The 15,567-nt window shown below is 43.9% G+C and carries 14 protein-coding genes; 9 read left to right on the plus strand and 5 right to left on the minus strand.

All coding sequences use genetic code 11. The features are described 5' to 3' along the window. Positions 1-61: 61 nt before the first annotated feature. The 3 genes from Q7V21_RS10500 to Q7V21_RS10510 all read left to right on the plus strand — a co-directional run bounded on the left by Q7V21_RS10500 (position 62) and on the right by Q7V21_RS10510 (position 2,005). Entirely contained in the window at positions 62-271 is a 210-nt protein-coding gene (locus Q7V21_RS10500; protein WP_304917251.1) for a cold-shock protein, read from the plus strand. Positions 272-418: 147 nt separating this feature from the next. Next, positions 419-1,174, plus strand: coding sequence for a DUF4197 domain-containing protein (locus Q7V21_RS10505; RefSeq protein WP_304917252.1), 756 nt, complete (start codon positions 419-421; stop codon positions 1,172-1,174). Positions 1,175-1,240: 66 nt separating this feature from the next. Continuing rightward, positions 1,241-2,005, plus strand: coding sequence for an elongation factor-1 alpha (locus tag Q7V21_RS10510; protein ID WP_136552366.1), 765 nt, complete (start codon positions 1,241-1,243; stop codon positions 2,003-2,005). Between the two features lie 74 nt (positions 2,006-2,079). Here Q7V21_RS10510 and Q7V21_RS10515 read toward each other — a convergent pair whose 3' ends face one another. From Q7V21_RS10515 to ung, 3 genes are all read right to left on the minus strand, one after another. Beyond that, positions 2,080-3,969, minus strand: a complete 1,890-nt coding sequence (locus Q7V21_RS10515; protein WP_304917253.1) for an ATP-binding cassette domain-containing protein — start codon at positions 3,967-3,969, stop codon at positions 2,080-2,082. Between the two features lie 3 nt (positions 3,970-3,972). After that, complete coding sequence (locus tag Q7V21_RS10520) at positions 3,973-5,868, minus strand: ATP-binding cassette domain-containing protein (RefSeq protein WP_304917254.1); 1,896 nt, start codon at positions 5,866-5,868, stop codon at positions 3,973-3,975. A 74-nt stretch (positions 5,869-5,942) separates the two neighbouring features. Then, positions 5,943-6,626 (minus strand): uracil-DNA glycosylase, encoded by a 684-nt coding sequence (gene ung / locus Q7V21_RS10525; protein WP_304917255.1) that lies wholly within the window; start codon positions 6,624-6,626, stop codon positions 5,943-5,945. A gap of 226 nt (positions 6,627-6,852) precedes the next feature. On the opposite strand from ung, the gene Q7V21_RS10530 reads away from it, so the two are divergent. The 6 genes from Q7V21_RS10530 (at position 6,853) to Q7V21_RS10555 (ending at position 14,459) form a co-directional block, all read left to right on the plus strand. Continuing rightward, on the plus strand, positions 6,853-7,902 hold the full coding sequence (locus Q7V21_RS10530; RefSeq protein WP_069295765.1) for a two-component system response regulator: 1,050 nt from the start codon (positions 6,853-6,855) through the stop codon (positions 7,900-7,902). Next, a complete protein-coding gene (locus tag Q7V21_RS10535; protein WP_304917256.1) occupies positions 7,871-11,401 on the plus strand; it encodes a transporter substrate-binding domain-containing protein in 3,531 nt (1,176 codons plus the stop codon). The genes Q7V21_RS10530 and Q7V21_RS10535 overlap by 32 nt, the downstream gene beginning before the upstream one ends. A 78-nt stretch (positions 11,402-11,479) precedes the next feature. Next, positions 11,480-11,875, plus strand: a complete 396-nt coding sequence (msrB, locus tag Q7V21_RS10540; RefSeq protein WP_069295762.1) for a peptide-methionine (R)-S-oxide reductase MsrB — start codon at positions 11,480-11,482, stop codon at positions 11,873-11,875. Beyond that, positions 11,862-12,131, plus strand: a complete 270-nt coding sequence (locus tag Q7V21_RS10545) for a GIY-YIG nuclease family protein (RefSeq protein ID WP_069295761.1) — start codon at positions 11,862-11,864, stop codon at positions 12,129-12,131. Before msrB ends, Q7V21_RS10545 begins: the two co-directional genes overlap by 14 nt. Positions 12,132-12,185: 54 nt before the next feature. Beyond that, positions 12,186-13,784, plus strand: a complete 1,599-nt coding sequence (locus tag Q7V21_RS10550; protein WP_069295760.1) for an ABC-F family ATPase — start codon at positions 12,186-12,188, stop codon at positions 13,782-13,784. Positions 13,785-13,895: 111 nt separating this feature from the next. After that, entirely contained in the window at positions 13,896-14,459 is a 564-nt protein-coding gene (locus Q7V21_RS10555) for a YSC84-related protein (RefSeq protein ID WP_069295759.1), read from the plus strand. 2 nt (positions 14,460-14,461) lie between these two features. Here the strand turns inward: Q7V21_RS10555 and Q7V21_RS10560 are convergent, their stop codons facing one another. Continuing rightward, entirely contained in the window at positions 14,462-14,671 is a 210-nt protein-coding gene (locus tag Q7V21_RS10560) for a dodecin (protein WP_069295758.1), read from the minus strand. Positions 14,672-14,683: 12 nt separating this feature from the next. Continuing rightward, positions 14,684-15,502: a formate/nitrite transporter family protein gene (locus tag Q7V21_RS10565; RefSeq protein WP_304917257.1), complete on the minus strand. Its 819-nt coding sequence runs from the start codon at positions 15,500-15,502 to the stop codon at positions 14,684-14,686. Positions 15,503-15,567: the final 65 nt, after the last annotated feature.

Genomic DNA, 15,567 nt, shown 5'->3' on the forward strand with positions numbered 1-15,567 from the left:
GGGGTAGTGTAAGCTGACTTAGGAGTTAAGTTAGCAGAAGATTTAAGATATTGAGGTTGATATGGCAGAGCAAGTTACAGGCACAGTGAAATGGTTCAATGACGCAAAAGGATTCGGCTTTATTGAACGCGCCGATGGTCCAGATGTATTTGTACATCACAGCGCGATTAAATCAGATGGTTTCAGAACTCTGAAAGAAGGCCAATCTGTCACGATGGAATTGACACTAGGTCAGAAAGGTCCACAAGCGGAAAACGTTGTCCCTAGCTGATAACCAGATCCGATACAGACATGAAAAACCGGTTAAGTAATTAGCCGGTTTTTTTTTGCCTATGTTTTGAATTAATTCAAATGTATAACTTGACGCTTGGCAACTTACACAGGCAATATCCAACGCCCATAGGAAAGGAATTTGGTTATGTCTTATCGCGGCAAATTTAGCGTTGTTTTAGTGACGCTTTCGCTTGCTTGCCTGATGGCCCCAGCACAAGCAGATTGGAAACAATTTCTGAGTGACTTCAGTAAATCCGGAACAGCTGTACTGAGCAATCAACAAGGTAGCGAGTTAAACACTGATACGATCGCCAAAGGCTTAAAAGAAGCTCTGGAAGTCGGCACAAGAAAAGCCGTTGAGAATGTTAGTAAGGAAGGCGGTTATCTGAATAATCCACAAATTCGTATTCCGTTGCCTCCCCGCGTACAACAAGCAGCTGGTCTTATGCGTCAGTTGGGTCTGAATAAAATGGCGGATGACTTTGAGCAAAGTATCAATCGCGCAGCAGAAAAAGCGGCCCCACAAGCAACATCAATCATGATAGATGCGATTAAAAGCATGACCATCGACGATGCTCGTACCATTTTGAATGGTGAAAATGATGCCGCCACCCGTTTCTTTGAAGATCGCACCCGTACCAAACTCGCCGGTTTATTTGAACCAATCATCGATACTTCTTTGAATGAAGTTGGCGCGACCCGCTATTACAATCAACTTGACGATAAAGTCAGCTCATTGCCTGTAGTAGGACAAGATCTGAATCTCGATTTACCCGATTATGTAACGGGGCAGGCTCTCGATGGCTTATTTGTCATGCTGGCTCAGGAAGAACAAAAAATCCGTAACAATCCCGCCGCCCGTACCTCAGAAATTTTGCAGCAAGTTTTTGGCAGTAAATAGTGTTTTTGTCTACTAAGCAAAAACACTATGTAATAAAATAATCACAATAAAAATAAGGGAAACAACATGGCAAGAAATCACAACCTGAATCTCGCAAGTCAAGGCACCTCTTTAAAAGCACTTTTTACCGGTTATCTGGTTGTGGTGGCAGTGGGCTATCTAATGGCAATTGTTCAAATCCAGCTTACCCACGGTTTGGCTGATGGCAAATATGGTTTATCGATTGATGACATTGTTTACAGCTATTACGGGAATAGAAGCAACTCGTTACTTGAAAACAAATTACATGGTTCGATGAAACCGATGGCAACCGATGAGGAACGGGCTAAAATCATTAGTTGGGTTCATGCCGGTGCGACAGAAGATGCTTATGAAAATGATGGCATAAGACAAATCTTTGATGCCAAATGCATTATCTGTCATAACGCCGATGCAGGTGGTGCTGTGCCAGATTACTCTGATTTCAAACAGATTAAAGAACGTGCCGTTGTCGATACAGGTGCGAGTATTGCAGCACTTGCTCGTGTTTCGCATATTCACTTATTCGGTATTGCCTTTATCTTTATGTTTGTCGGCTTGATTTTCAGCTTGGCTTCGGGCGTGCCAAAACCATTAAAAGTCACCGTTATTTCTATGCCTTATATCTTTTTGTTAATCGATATCAGTGCTTGGTGGCTGACCAAACTCAATCCTAATTTTGCATGGTTTGTCATTATCGGTGGTGGAGCCATGGCGTTATCATTTGCCTTTATGTGGGTGGTATCAATGTACGAAATGTGGATCCTGCCGCGCTATCGTGAAGATAATCGAGATGCCTTACTCGACGAGTAGGCCATAACTGAAAAAGCCGCTGTCTTGTTATCAAGACAGCGGCTTTTTAGTATCTAAAGCAGGTAAATATTGCGTTAGTCGTTCTGCAAGGCTTCCAACTTTTCCCATTTTTCAAAAGCAGCTTCCAGCGATTTTTCCAAATCTGTCATCTGCGTTTGCACCTGTTTAATTTTAGTTGCATCCTGCTGATAGAAATCCGCCGCTGCCATTTGTTCTGTTAGAGCTTCAATTTGCTGTTCAAGCTTTTCAATCTCCAACTGCACTGCTTTTAAATCAAGCTGTTGCTGATAGGTTAACGAAGATTTTTTCTTGGCAGGTTTAGCTGCAGCAGGTTCAAGTTTGGTAGCTGGCTTGTCCTGTTTGGCAGGTTGCTGACGTTGTGCGAGCCAATCATCATAACCACCAACATACTCACGTACTTGCTGGTCTTCATCAAACACGATGCAACTGGTGACAACATTATTCAGAAAGCTTCGATCATGGCTGACCAGCAACATGGTGCCGGTAAAGCCCAGTAATAAATCTTCCAGCAATTCCAACGTTTCTGCATCAAGATCGTTCGTTGGTTCATCTAAAACCAGTAGATTGGCCGGTTGAGTAAATAATTTTGCCAGTAACAACCGATTACGCTCGCCACCAGATAAGACTTTTACCGGTGTTCGGGCGCGTTCTGGCGTAAACAGAAAATCCTGCAAGTAACCAATGATATGTTTACGGCTGCCATTAACTTCAACAAAGTCTCTGCCCTGCCCAACATTGTCAACAACACTAGCTTCCTCATCGAGCTGGCTGCGTAATTGATCAAAATACGCTACCTGCAGATTGGTACCTAAACGTACCGTACCAGTTTGCGGTTCTGCCCGCCCTAATAAAATCGACAATAGGGTACTTTTACCGCAACCATTCGGTCCAATAATGCCGATGCGATCACCACGCTGAATAAGCGTTGAAAAATCTTTGAACAACTGTCTGCCATCAAACTCCTGGCTGATATTTTCAACTTCAACCACTAATTTACCGCTGCGATCGCCTTCCTGGATCTGCATAGACACATTACCCTGCACTTCACGGCGTTGCCCACGTTCACGACGCAGCTTTTCCAGTGCTCTGACTCGACCTTCATTACGAGTGCGCCGAGCTTTAATACCTTGACGGATCCACACCTCTTCCTGGGCCAGTTTTTTATCAAACAAGGCATTCTGTTCGGCTTCAGCCGCCAGCAAAGCTTCTCTTTTTTGCAAAAAGCTATGGTAATCACCAGGAAAACTTACTAACTGCCCACGATCCAGTTGCACGATACGGGTCGCTAATGCCTGCAAAAAACTACGATCATGAGTGATGAATAATAAGGTGCCGCCATAGCTTTTCAGAAAACCTTCCAGCCAAGTGATAGAACTGATATCCAAATGGTTAGTCGGTTCATCCAGCAATAAAATATCTGGCTGACGAACCAAAGCCTGAGCCAGTAAAACACGACGCTTCATCCCACCAGACAGGCTGCCAAATTCCACATCCGCATCCAGAGACAGGCGCGAAATTACTGTTTCGACTTGCTGTTCAAGACTCCAACCATCAACTGCTTCGAGTTTATGTTGTGCTTTTTCCAGCTTGTTAAGGATTTGTTCACTGCTATCGTGTTGCAGTTGCTGAACAATATGATGATATTCCACCAGCAATGGGGCAACCTCACCCAGTCCTGCTGCCACCACATCGAATACACTGCCACCGGTACCAGCCGGAACTTCCTGTTCCAGACGGGCAATTTTCAACTCCTGTAAACCCACCATTTCACCGCTGTCAGGTGTAATTTCGCCAGCAATGACTTTCATCAAGGTGGATTTACCGGCTCCGTTACGGCCGACCAGACACACCCTTTCGCCTTTATCGAGCTGGAAGTCGACTTTATCAAGTAAATTGGGACCGCCATAACTGACGGACAGCTGTTTTAAAGACAATAATGCCACGGGTTAAACCTCTGCAGTTTCTGCGTTTTCGAGTATTTCACTGGCTTCTAGCCAGTCCATTTCAGCCTGTTCCACTGCCGCCTTGGTTGCGGCTTGTTCTTGTAACACAGCTTTGAGTTTTTCTTTATTAGTCGCTTCATACAACGTTGTATCAGCGAGTTGCAATTCTATTTTGACAAGTTCAGCATTCAGTTTGTCGAGCGTCTGTTCTGCTTTTTTGACCTGATTGCGCAGCGGCTGTAATTTCTGCCGTTGCTGGGCTGCTGCTTGGCGATCCAGCTTTTTGGTATTGTTGGCAGTAGCTGCTTTATCACTGCTGTTACTAATTGTATCTCGCCCCAAACGTAATTGGCGGTAGTCATCCAAATCACCTTCGAACGCGCTGGCTTTACCATCGGCCACCAGCCATAAGTCATCAGTAACATTGCGCAGAAAATACCGGTCATGTGAAACCACCACTAAAGCGCCTTCGTATTCCTGTAGTGCCATCGTCAATGCCTGACGCATTTCCAAATCAAGATGATTGGTTGGCTCATCAAGCAGTAACAATGCTGGACGTTGATAAACTAATAATGCCAGCACTAAACGCGCTTTTTCACCACCGGAAAATGGTGCAACGGGTTCTAATGCAGTATCACCATTAAAACCGAAACCACCGAGAAAGTTACGGCAATCCTGTTCAGTCGCCAGCGGATCCAATCGCTGCAAATGCTTTAATGCACTGTCATCTGGGCGTAATTGTTCCAGTTGATGCTGGGCAAAATAACCAATAACAATATCTTTACCTTCCCGACGTTTGCCACTAAGCGGTTCGAGTTCGCCGGCTATCAGTTTGATTAACGTTGATTTACCGGCACCGTTAGGGCCCAGCAAACCAATACGATCACCGGGTGCGAGATGCATTTTGATATTGTCGATTAATGGGGTTTGCTGATAACCGACACTGGCCTTATCCAGCGCCAAAATTGGCGTAGTTAAACGTCTTGGTTCAAAAAAGCGAAAATGAAATGGTGAGTCAACATGGGCTGGCGCAATCTTTTCCATGCGTTCCAGCGCTTTAATACGACTTTGTGCTTGTTTGGCTTTGGTGGCTTTGGCTTTAAAACGATTCACAAAGTCACGGATATGCGCGATTTCAGATTGTTGTTTCTGATAAGCAGATTGCTGATTGGCCAGATGCTCGGCACGGGCTATTTCAAAATCCGAATAATTACCAGTATATAGTTTAACCCGTTGTTGTTCGATATGAGCGATATGAGTAACCACGCGATCCAGAAATTCGCGGTCATGCGAAATCACCAGCAAAGTACCGGCATAACTGCGCAGCCACTCTTCCAGCCAATATACAGCTTCAAGATCCAGGTGATTGGTTGGTTCATCCAGCAGCAATAAATCACTGCGACACATCAATGCCTGAGCAAGATTTAGCCGCATACGCCAACCACCGGAAAAGGTTCTGACCGCATTTTCCTGCTGATCAGCACTGAATCCCAACCCATGCAGTAATTTTGCCGCCCGGCTACGTGCGGTGTAGCCATCAATCAGTCCCAATTGATCATGCAGCTGAGTTTGCAAATGCCCATCTTCATTTTTCTCAGCCTGCAGCAACTGGGTTAATAACTGACTAAGCTCAGCATCGCCTTGCAGTACATAGTCGATCGCTGATGTATCAACCGCCGGGGTTTCCTGAGCGACATGCGCAATTACCCATGATTCGGGCAATGTCAGATCACCACTGTCGGCATGGATTTCGTTACGAATCATCGCAAATAAGCTGGATTTTCCTGTGCCATTGGCACCGGTCAAACCGATACGTTGTCCTGGATGAATCACCAGATTGGCAGCTTCAAACAATAAACGGGGTCCGCGACGTAAAGAAAGTTGGCTAAGATTTATCATGGCGCGAATTGTATCAAGCCTGCTGGTCGACTGTATTGAAGAAATATGGCTGTTAAATAAATGACTGCAAAAAATTAAACCGATACCGGCAATTGCCAATCAATGGGAGATTGTCCGTGTTGCTGTAAATAGGTATTGGCCTGACTGAAATGTTTACAGCCTAAAAACCCACGATGAGCGGATAAGGGTGATGGGTGCGGCGCTTTCAAAACCAGATGTCGCTGACTATCGATAGCGAGGCCTTTTTTTTGCGCATAACTTCCCCACAACATAAACACCACATTTTCACGTTGCTGATTTACTAGGGCGATTACCTTATCAGTAAACTGTTCCCAGCCTTTTCCTTGATGCGCATTGGCCTGCCCGTGCTCTACCGTTAATACGGCATTGAGTAATAAAACACCTTGTTTTGCCCAGGCTTCAAGATAACCATGCTTTGGTGGAGTAATACTCAGATCATTATTCAGTTCTTTGTAAATATTCATCAGCGATGGTGGAATGGCTACACCCGGCTTTACTGAAAAACACAAACCATGTGCTTGCCCAGGCTGGTGATAAGGATCCTGGCCGATAATCACGACTTTGACTTGTGATAGAGGCGTAGTTTCCAAGGCATGAAACCAATCAACTGAATGAGGATAAACTATCTTGTGTTGCGCTTTTTGCTGCTGCAAAAAAGTCTTCAATTGCAACATATAAGGTTGTTCAAATTCCCCGCCAAGTAACGCTTGCCATTCAGGCGCTTTCTGCAAAGCCATTATCACTTCCCCGTAGTTAAATTCACATCATACTAATTTTGATTTTTTCACTCAGCCTTGCAACTCAGGTATACGGCGACCAGTCAGATAATGCCGGCTGAAAATATTTAATATTTCAAACTTTCAGGCCGATAGACAAGTTAATAAGTTACTGTTACTTTCAGTGGATACCATTTGCAGTCATTCAAATGTTTGTCGCAATAGTATCTATTCACAAGGAATCGCGATGGATAATAACGCCAATGTATTAATCGTAGATGATGTCCCTGACAATATTCAGGTCGCGATGAATTTTTTAAAAGAAGAGCCTTATAACCTCTCTTTTGCGACCAGAGGACAGGAAGCTCTCGCACTGATGCGAACTCACGATTATGACCTGATCCTGCTGGATATCATGATGCCCGAAATGGACGGTTATGAAGTATGTCGACGAATCAAAGCAGAACCAAGATTGCAGGATATTCCGATTATCTTTGTCACAGCCAAGGTCGATGTTGACTCGATAACTCAAGGCTTCCAAACCGGCGCAGTAGATTATCTTTGTAAACCTTTTCATGCCGAAGAGTTACTCGCCAGAGTCAATACCCATCTCACCTTATATCGCGCTAAAAAACTTCTTCAACAAAATAATCTTTCACTCCAGCATAAATATGAACAAAACCAGCAACGGCTGCTAACCGAGCTTGAACAAAACCAGCTGGAAATGATTTATGTGTTAACTGAGTTGATGGAATCCACTTCTGACGAAACCGGTAAACATATCCGCCGGGTAGCTGAATGTTGCAGATTATTGGCTTTGTACCATGAAAGCCTGACCGATGAAGATGCCGACATTCTGTTTCATGCCGCACCAATGCATGATATCGGCAAAATCACCATTCCCCATTCCATCTTGCATAAACCCGGCAAACTCACTGAAGATGAATTTGCCATCATGAAAACTCACACCACCCGAGCCTATAAAATCCTCAACAACTCAAAACGCAAATACACCAAAGCGGCAGCAATCATCGCGTATCAACATCATGAAAAATGGGATGGAACAGGTTATCCACAAGGATTGAAGGGCCAGGATATTCACATCTATGGTCGTATCGTGGGTTTGATTGATGTGTTTGATGCTTTGATGCATAAGCGGGTGTATAAAGAAGCATGGACGCTGGAAGCGACAGTGGATTACATTAAAAAACATAGCAGTAGTCAATTTGATCCTTATTTGGTGAATATATTGATGGAACATATTGATGAATTTGTTGCCATTGCCAATCAAAACTAACTGGCTGTTTTTTATTGTTCTGTTGTGCATCAGTTGCCGGCTGTCGGCGTTGACGTTTACGGAAGAAGAGCAGGCATGGATCGACAATAACCCAGAAGTTTTATTAGGTGCAGATTACAGCTGGGCTCCCTATGATTTTCTCAATGAGAATAATGAACATGACGGTATTGCTGCTGATGTTTTAAAGCTAGTCAGTGAAAAAAGTGGTTTAAAAATTGTGGTTGAACCCGATGTCTGGGCGAACACAATGCAAAAAATGCGTAATGGCGAGTTAATGGGCCTTAGCTGCGCGGCAGCCAACGCAGAACGTGAGGAATTTCTGTTATTCAGCAAACCATACGTCAGCATGTCTCTAGGAATTATTGTCCAGCAACATCGGGATGATATTAAGTCCATCGAAGATTTAGCTGGCCTGACCTTGGCCGTCAATGAAGATTCTTATCTGCATAACTGGCTGAAAGTCCATTATCCTGACCTGGATTTGCTACTAACGGACTCTAATGACGATTCGCTAGAGGCTGTGTCTTTTTCAAAAGCAGATGCCTATATCGGTAATATCGCGGTCCTTAGTAACGTTATTAAACAACGCTATCTTTCTAACCTGAAAGTAGCCGCCAAAGTGCCGGGAGTGACAACGGATACGTCAGTTGCTATTGATAAACGTTATCCGCTTTTGCACAGCATTATAGAAAAATCCCTAGCAGCAATTACGGCTGCAGAAAAACAGCAAATCATTGATAAGTGGTATGCCATAGTCACTGACAACTCCGGGTTTGAGGTATTACCTGGCGAACAAAGCCGGCTTGATTTAACCGATAAAGAACAGCAATGGATAAAAGATAATCCAGTGATAAAAATAGGGGTTGATCCTTATTGGCCACCGTTTGATTTTATTGATAAAAATGGTGTTCACAGTGGAATCAGTGCTGATTATGTACAGCTGATCAGCAAAAAGACTGGCCTGCAATTCCAGCTTGAAACCTACGTTGACTGGCAATCCGTCATCAGAGCAGCTCAGTTACGGCAGGTTGATTTGCTGCCAGCACTCTCACGGAATACCTATCGCGAAACATTTCTGGATATGTCGATCCCCTATCTCGACTATCCCCTTGCCATTGCGACCACCAAATTCGGTCATCTTACTAATCTGAACCAGCTAAGTAATAAACCTGTCGGTGTGGTTAAGGGCTACTTTGCTGAATCCATTTTATTGGCCCATTATCCGGAAATTAACATCGTCTACGTTCCCTCGGTTCGAGAGGGTTTAACGATGTTAGCCGCTGAAGAGATTGATGCCTATTTCGATATCATTGCGACCATCACCTACAACGCTAGTCAAATTGGTTTGACCCACCTCAATACGAGTATTGTTGACGAGTTTTCATCTGCATTACATATGGGCATCACTAAAGAGCAACCAGAGTTACTATCAATCATTAACAAAGCCCTGGCTGCGATCACAGCTGAAGAAAAACGGGTTATAGATCAACGCTGGATGTCCATTGCTACTTTCGATCGCACTAATTACACCTTACTGATTCAAGTCGCTGCTATTTTATTACTTATCCTGTTGGCCAGTATTTACTGGAATAGACGATTAAGTATTGAAGTCGATAAACGGCTTATTTCCGAACAACAACTTCGCGACAGTGAAGCACAGCTTTTACACCTGATTAATGTAATGCCGATGAGTCTGATGGTAACTTCAGCAGTTGATGGCAGTATTTTATTGGCCAATGAACACTGTTATGGAGAATTAGGTTTTACCCCAGAGCAACAGGAGAAGATTAAAGTTCAAGAGTTTTATGCGGATCTAGGGCAACGTCAAGGTGTGTTGGAAAAACTTAGCAAAGAGGGAGAAATTATTGGCAAACTGGTCAAAATTAAAACTAAAAATGGTCAAATCATTCAAGGACTGTTCTCGATAATATCAATTCAATATCAAGGTAAACCAGCCTTTCTCGGCTTTTATCTCAACATGCAAGAACGAATCGCTCTCGAAAACTCATTAAAGGAAGCGAAAACTCACGCTGAGGCAGCAAACTTGGCTAAATCGCAGTTTCTCGCCAATATGAGCCATGAAATTCGTACCCCGATGAATGCGATCCTGGGATTTACCGAATTACTGGACGAGCAAATCACCGAACCGCGTCTCAAAGCTTTTATTAAAACCATTCGCGGAGCTGGCAATACTCTATTGCTGCTGATTAACGATATTCTTGATTTATCGAAAATCGAAGCTGGCAAACTCCAGCTGAATAAAACTGCCACTGATCCACATCAGCTGTTTGACGAAATCGCCAATATGTTTGTGTTGCAAATCCGTAATAAGGATTTAACGCTGCACTTAGATATCGATCCGAACCTACCCCACGGCTTGCTGCTGGATGCTACACGTTTGAGACAAGTGCTGTTCAACCTCATCAGTAATGCAGTGAAATTTACCGATGTTGGTCATGTGCGTATTCACGTTCATGCCGATAACGTTGATGATCATTTAAGCAAGCTTGATTTACATATTCTGGTCGAAGATACCGGTATTGGTATTCCCGAAGCTGAAGTCGAACATATTTTCGAAATCTTCGCTCAGCAATCCGGCCAGGATGTTCGCAAATATGGTGGAACCGGCCTTGGTTTATCAATCACCCGTCGTTTGATAGAAATGATGGGGGGACAAATTCATCTGCACAGTAAAAGTGGTGAAGGCTCTGTGTTTACCATTGATTTGCCCGGGATTGATATCGCAGCAATAGCCAGCGATAAACTTCGCCAACAGGCGTTAGCATTTGATGCCAGCCGAATACGTTTTGAGCCGGCCCATATGTTGATCGTGGATGATGTTAATCATAATCGGGAGTTAATTCGCCAACATTTTATCAACAGTAATATTCAAACCAGTGAAGCCGAAAATGGTCAGCTAGCGGTTGATTTTGTCAAAAACAATACGTTAGATCTGGTGTTGATGGATATTCGTATGCCAGTAATGGATGGCTATGAAGCTGCCAAACAAATCAAGCTGATTAAACCTGATTTACCTATAATCGCGTTGACTGCCTCGGTAATGAAAGATGCTTACGAACAGGATAAATTGCAACATTTTGATGCTTACTTACGCAAACCAGTGCTTCGCAATGAGCTATTTCATGCGTTAAGTGTGTTTTTGGGCTATCAAACCATTGAAATTCAAGCTACGAAGGTTGTTCAAGAAGATTGGTCACAACTCGATAAACAGCAACTTTTATCGATCTTTAATCACTTTCAAACAGACATTGACGAAATTTGGCAAAAAGCCAGCCAAAGCAATAGCATGACGGATATTAAATCCTTTGCTCATGCCATAGCCAAACTTGCTACTGAATATCAAATTGATACTTTGGATCGTTATGCCAGCCAGTTACTGGAACGTATTGATGCATTTGATATTGAAGGCATGAAAATATTACTAAAACAATTTGCCTCGTTAAGAAGTAATCTTCAACAAATTATTCGTGCTGTTTAGCCAGAAAGGCTTAAGCCGATATGATTTGTTTGCCGCTTTTTTATACAATGCCACCACCCTGTAATTGAGATGAGCTAGATGAATTCCGATTTAAAAACGGATGCACAGTGGCGTCAACAACTTAACGATGAACAATATCGCATTACCCGACAGGCTGGCACCGAACCCGCTTTTTCCGGAGAGTATGTCGATCATGATGAAGCGGGTCATTATCACTGCATCTGTTGTGGGCAAGCCCTGTTTGCTTCAGACGATAAATTTAATGCAGGTTGCGGCTGGCCAAGTTTCTCCTCACAACTCGAACATGGTGTGGTCACTCATCATCCGGATTACAGTCACAATATGGACCGGACCGAAGTCCGTTGCCAACAATGCGATGCGCATTTAGGACATGTATTTGACGATGGTCCAGCCCCCACGGGCCTGCGCTATTGTATTAATTCGGTTGCTCTCGATTTTCATGACAAAGACTGAATGGACGTTGTATATCATTGAGGCAGCCAACGGTCATCTTTATACCGGTATTACCACTGATTTAGAGCGGCGCTTAAAACAACATCAGAATCATAATGGTGGTGCTCGCTTCTTTCACACCAGTCAGGCTCAAAGAGTCGTTTATCATGAACAACACCCTGATCGTAGCAGTGCCAGCCGTCGCGAAGCGGCAATCAAAAAACTCAGCCGACAACAAAAACTGAACCTTATCGGTAAACCATCAGACCATGTATAATGGCGCGCTTTTTCAGCACGTCTGAATTTCTCCTTTAGATACAGGATTTTAACTTTGTTAAGCACTGCTAACATCACCATGCAATTTGGGGCCAAACCCCTGTTCGAAAATGTCTCGGTAAAATTCGGTGGAGGCAATCGTTACGGTCTGATCGGCGCCAACGGCTGTGGTAAATCAACTTTCATGAAAATTCTGGCCGGCGTCCAGGAGCCCACCTCCGGTAATGTGAGTTACGATCCCAACGAATCTTATGCGGTATTAAAGCAGGATCAGTTCGCTTACGAAGATCAGCGCGTCATTGATGTGGTTATTATGGGCAAACCTGACTTGTGGGAAGTGCACAAGGAGCGGGATCGGATTTATAACCTGCCGGAAATGAGTGAAGAAGATGGCCTGAAAGTCGCCGATCTGGAAGCTGAATACGCTGAGATGGATGGCTACACTGCTGAATCCAGAGCCGGAGAATTACTATTAGGTGTCGGCATACCAGTCGAACAGCATTATGGCCCGATGAGCGAAATCGCTCCTGGTTGGAAACTGCGTATTCTATTGGCTCAGGTACTTTTTGCTGATCCCGATATCATGTTGCTCGATGAGCCAACCAACCATTTGGATATCAATACCATTCGCTGGTTGGAAGATGTCTTAAGTCAGCGTAACAGCACCATGATCATCATTTCGCATGATCGCCATTTCCTCAATCGTATCTGTACCCATATGGCTGATATGGATTACGGCGAATTGCGGATTTATCCGGGTAATTATGATGAATACATGATTGCCTCAACTCAGGCTCGTGAACGTCTGCAATCTGACAATGCGAAGAAAAAAGCGCAGATCAAAGAGCTGCAGGAATTCGTATCACGATTCTCAGCTAATGCTTCGAAGGCAAAACAGGCAACTTCGCGTCAAAAACAAATGGAAAAAATTCAGCTGGATGACATTAAACCTTCCAGTCGGGTAAATCCTTTTATTCGTTTTAACCAGGAAAAGAAACTGTTCCGTAATGCATTGGAAGTCAGCAAGCTAACACAAGGCTACGATAACGAAAAACCGCTGTTTGAAAATTTCAGTTTTATGGCAGAAGTCGGTGAAAAGATTGCCGTGATCGGTCCTAACGGAATTGGTAAAACCACCTTTGTGAAAACCTTGGTCGGTGAACTGGCGCCAAAATCTGGCAACGTCAAATGGTCTGAAAACGTAAATATCGGTTATTACGCTCAGGATCATGATCATCTGTTTAAAAATGATATGACTTTGTTTGAATGGATGTCGCAATGGGGCAGCCCTGAAGATGATGAACAGGTTATTCGTGGCACGTTGGGTCGACTGCTGTTTTCTGGCCACCTGATCGATAAAAAAGTAAATGTGCTGTCTGGCGGTGAAAAAGGTCGCATGCTGTTTGGCAAATTGATTTTGCAAAAACCCAATATTCTGGTGATGGATGAACCGACCAACCACATGGACATGGAATCTATTGAGTCACTTAATCTGGCATTGGAAAACTATGAAGGCACTTTGATTTTCGTCTCGCATGACCGCGAATTCGTATCATCATTAGCGACCCGTGTATTTGATATGGAAAATGAAGGCATTACTGACTTTACCGGTACTTACGATGAGTACCTCAGAAGCCTTGGCATTAATAACTAAAGCTGATTAATCGATCAGGCCAATGTGTTTTTTCAGCGCGTTGGCCTGCTTCCATCACTTTTGTATGCGTGCTATGTTGAAATCCCAATAACGTAGTTGAGGATTTACAGCATGTTAAACCGTCATACGCTTAATTTATCTGCTCTGTTGGCAATGTTTTTAGCTTTTGCATTGCTGGCGCTTCCTAGTCACTCCTTTGCCGCATCTGCCTCCGAGATTGATATTAAAGTTGATGAAGCTCTGAAACGCTTCCAGACAGAAGTATCCGGTGGTGATCGCTTCCTTGAAAAAGCTACCGGTGTTTTGGTTTTTCCGGATGTGATTAAAGCCGGATTTGGTATCGGCGGCGAATACGGTGAAGGTGCGTTGCGGATTGGTGGCAGCACCGTGGACTACTACAACACTGCTGGAGCATCCATTGGCTTTCAATTAGGCGCTCAGCAAAAAACCGTCATCCTGGTGTTTATGACCGATGAGGCTTTACAACAATTTCGTAATAGTGATGGCTGGAAAGCAGGAGTTGATGGTTCGGTCGCGGTGGTTGAATGGGGCGTAGGTGAAGATATTAATACGACAAATATTCAAGACCCTATTGTGGGGTTTGTCTTCAGCAATAAAGGCCTGATGTATAACTTGACGCTCGAAGGCGCCAAGTTCACCAAACTAAATAAATAGAATTAGTCTTCTATACGAAATCCTAATTTGATAGTGACTTGCCAGTAACGGACACCGCCGTTTTCGATATAGCCGCGGGTGTCCGTTACTTCAAACCAATGCAGGTTTTTAACGGTTTCAGCCGCTTTGGCAATCGCATTTTCAATTGCTTTATCTGAACTCTCGGCTGAGCTGCCAGTGATTTCAATATGTTTATAAACATGTTCAGTCATGATATTTCCTTGTTATTTCCGTAAATAGATAAACCAGTAAAACAGGCCTACAAAGATACTGCCACCCAGCATATTGCCCAATGTCACCGGGATCAAGTTATGCCAGAAAAATCCGCCAATAGTCAGTTGTTCCGATACCATCATCGTGGTGGCAATTTCCGTTTGTGCCAATAAGCCTGCAGGGATAAAAAACATATTGGCTACACTGTGCTCGAACCCCAAAGCCACAAATGCTGTAATAGGAAATATTACTGCCAGTACCTTATCGGTGACACTGCGCCCCGCCATACACAACCAGACAGCAAGGCACACCAGAATATTGCACAATACGCCTCGAGTGAACGCCTCCATCCAGCTCAGGTTCACTTTACTGTCAGCAATTGCCACAACTTTCTGTCCAAGAGCCCCATCCCCCTGCCACCATAAACCACTTAAATACATCAACAGCAAAATCCCCAAAGCACCAATAAAATTACCCACATAAACAATTACCCAGTTTTGAATCAATTGTCTGAGGCTGATTAGCCCATCAATGCACGCCATCACCAATAAGTTATTACCGGTAAATAACTCTGCCCCGGCAACGACCACCAGAATCAAACCAAGACAAAATGCCAGACCACCCATTAATCGCATCAAACCTGCTGGCATATTGCCAACGTCATAGGTCACAAGCGTAAAGAAAGCCGCCCCCAGCGCGATAAAGGCTCCGGCTAATAATGAAAGAGCAAATACTCTTAATGGATCAACCGTGCATTTACTCATGCTGGTTTTTTCTAGGCGGCGAGCAATTTCTGCAGGGGTATATGCATCTACTGAAAATGGATCCATAGGTATTTTCTCGATATTGAAAAATAAGTTAGCTGATAATCACATACCTGGGCGTACAGCACCAT

The sequence above is a fragment of the Methylophaga sp. genome (assembly GCF_030651745.1).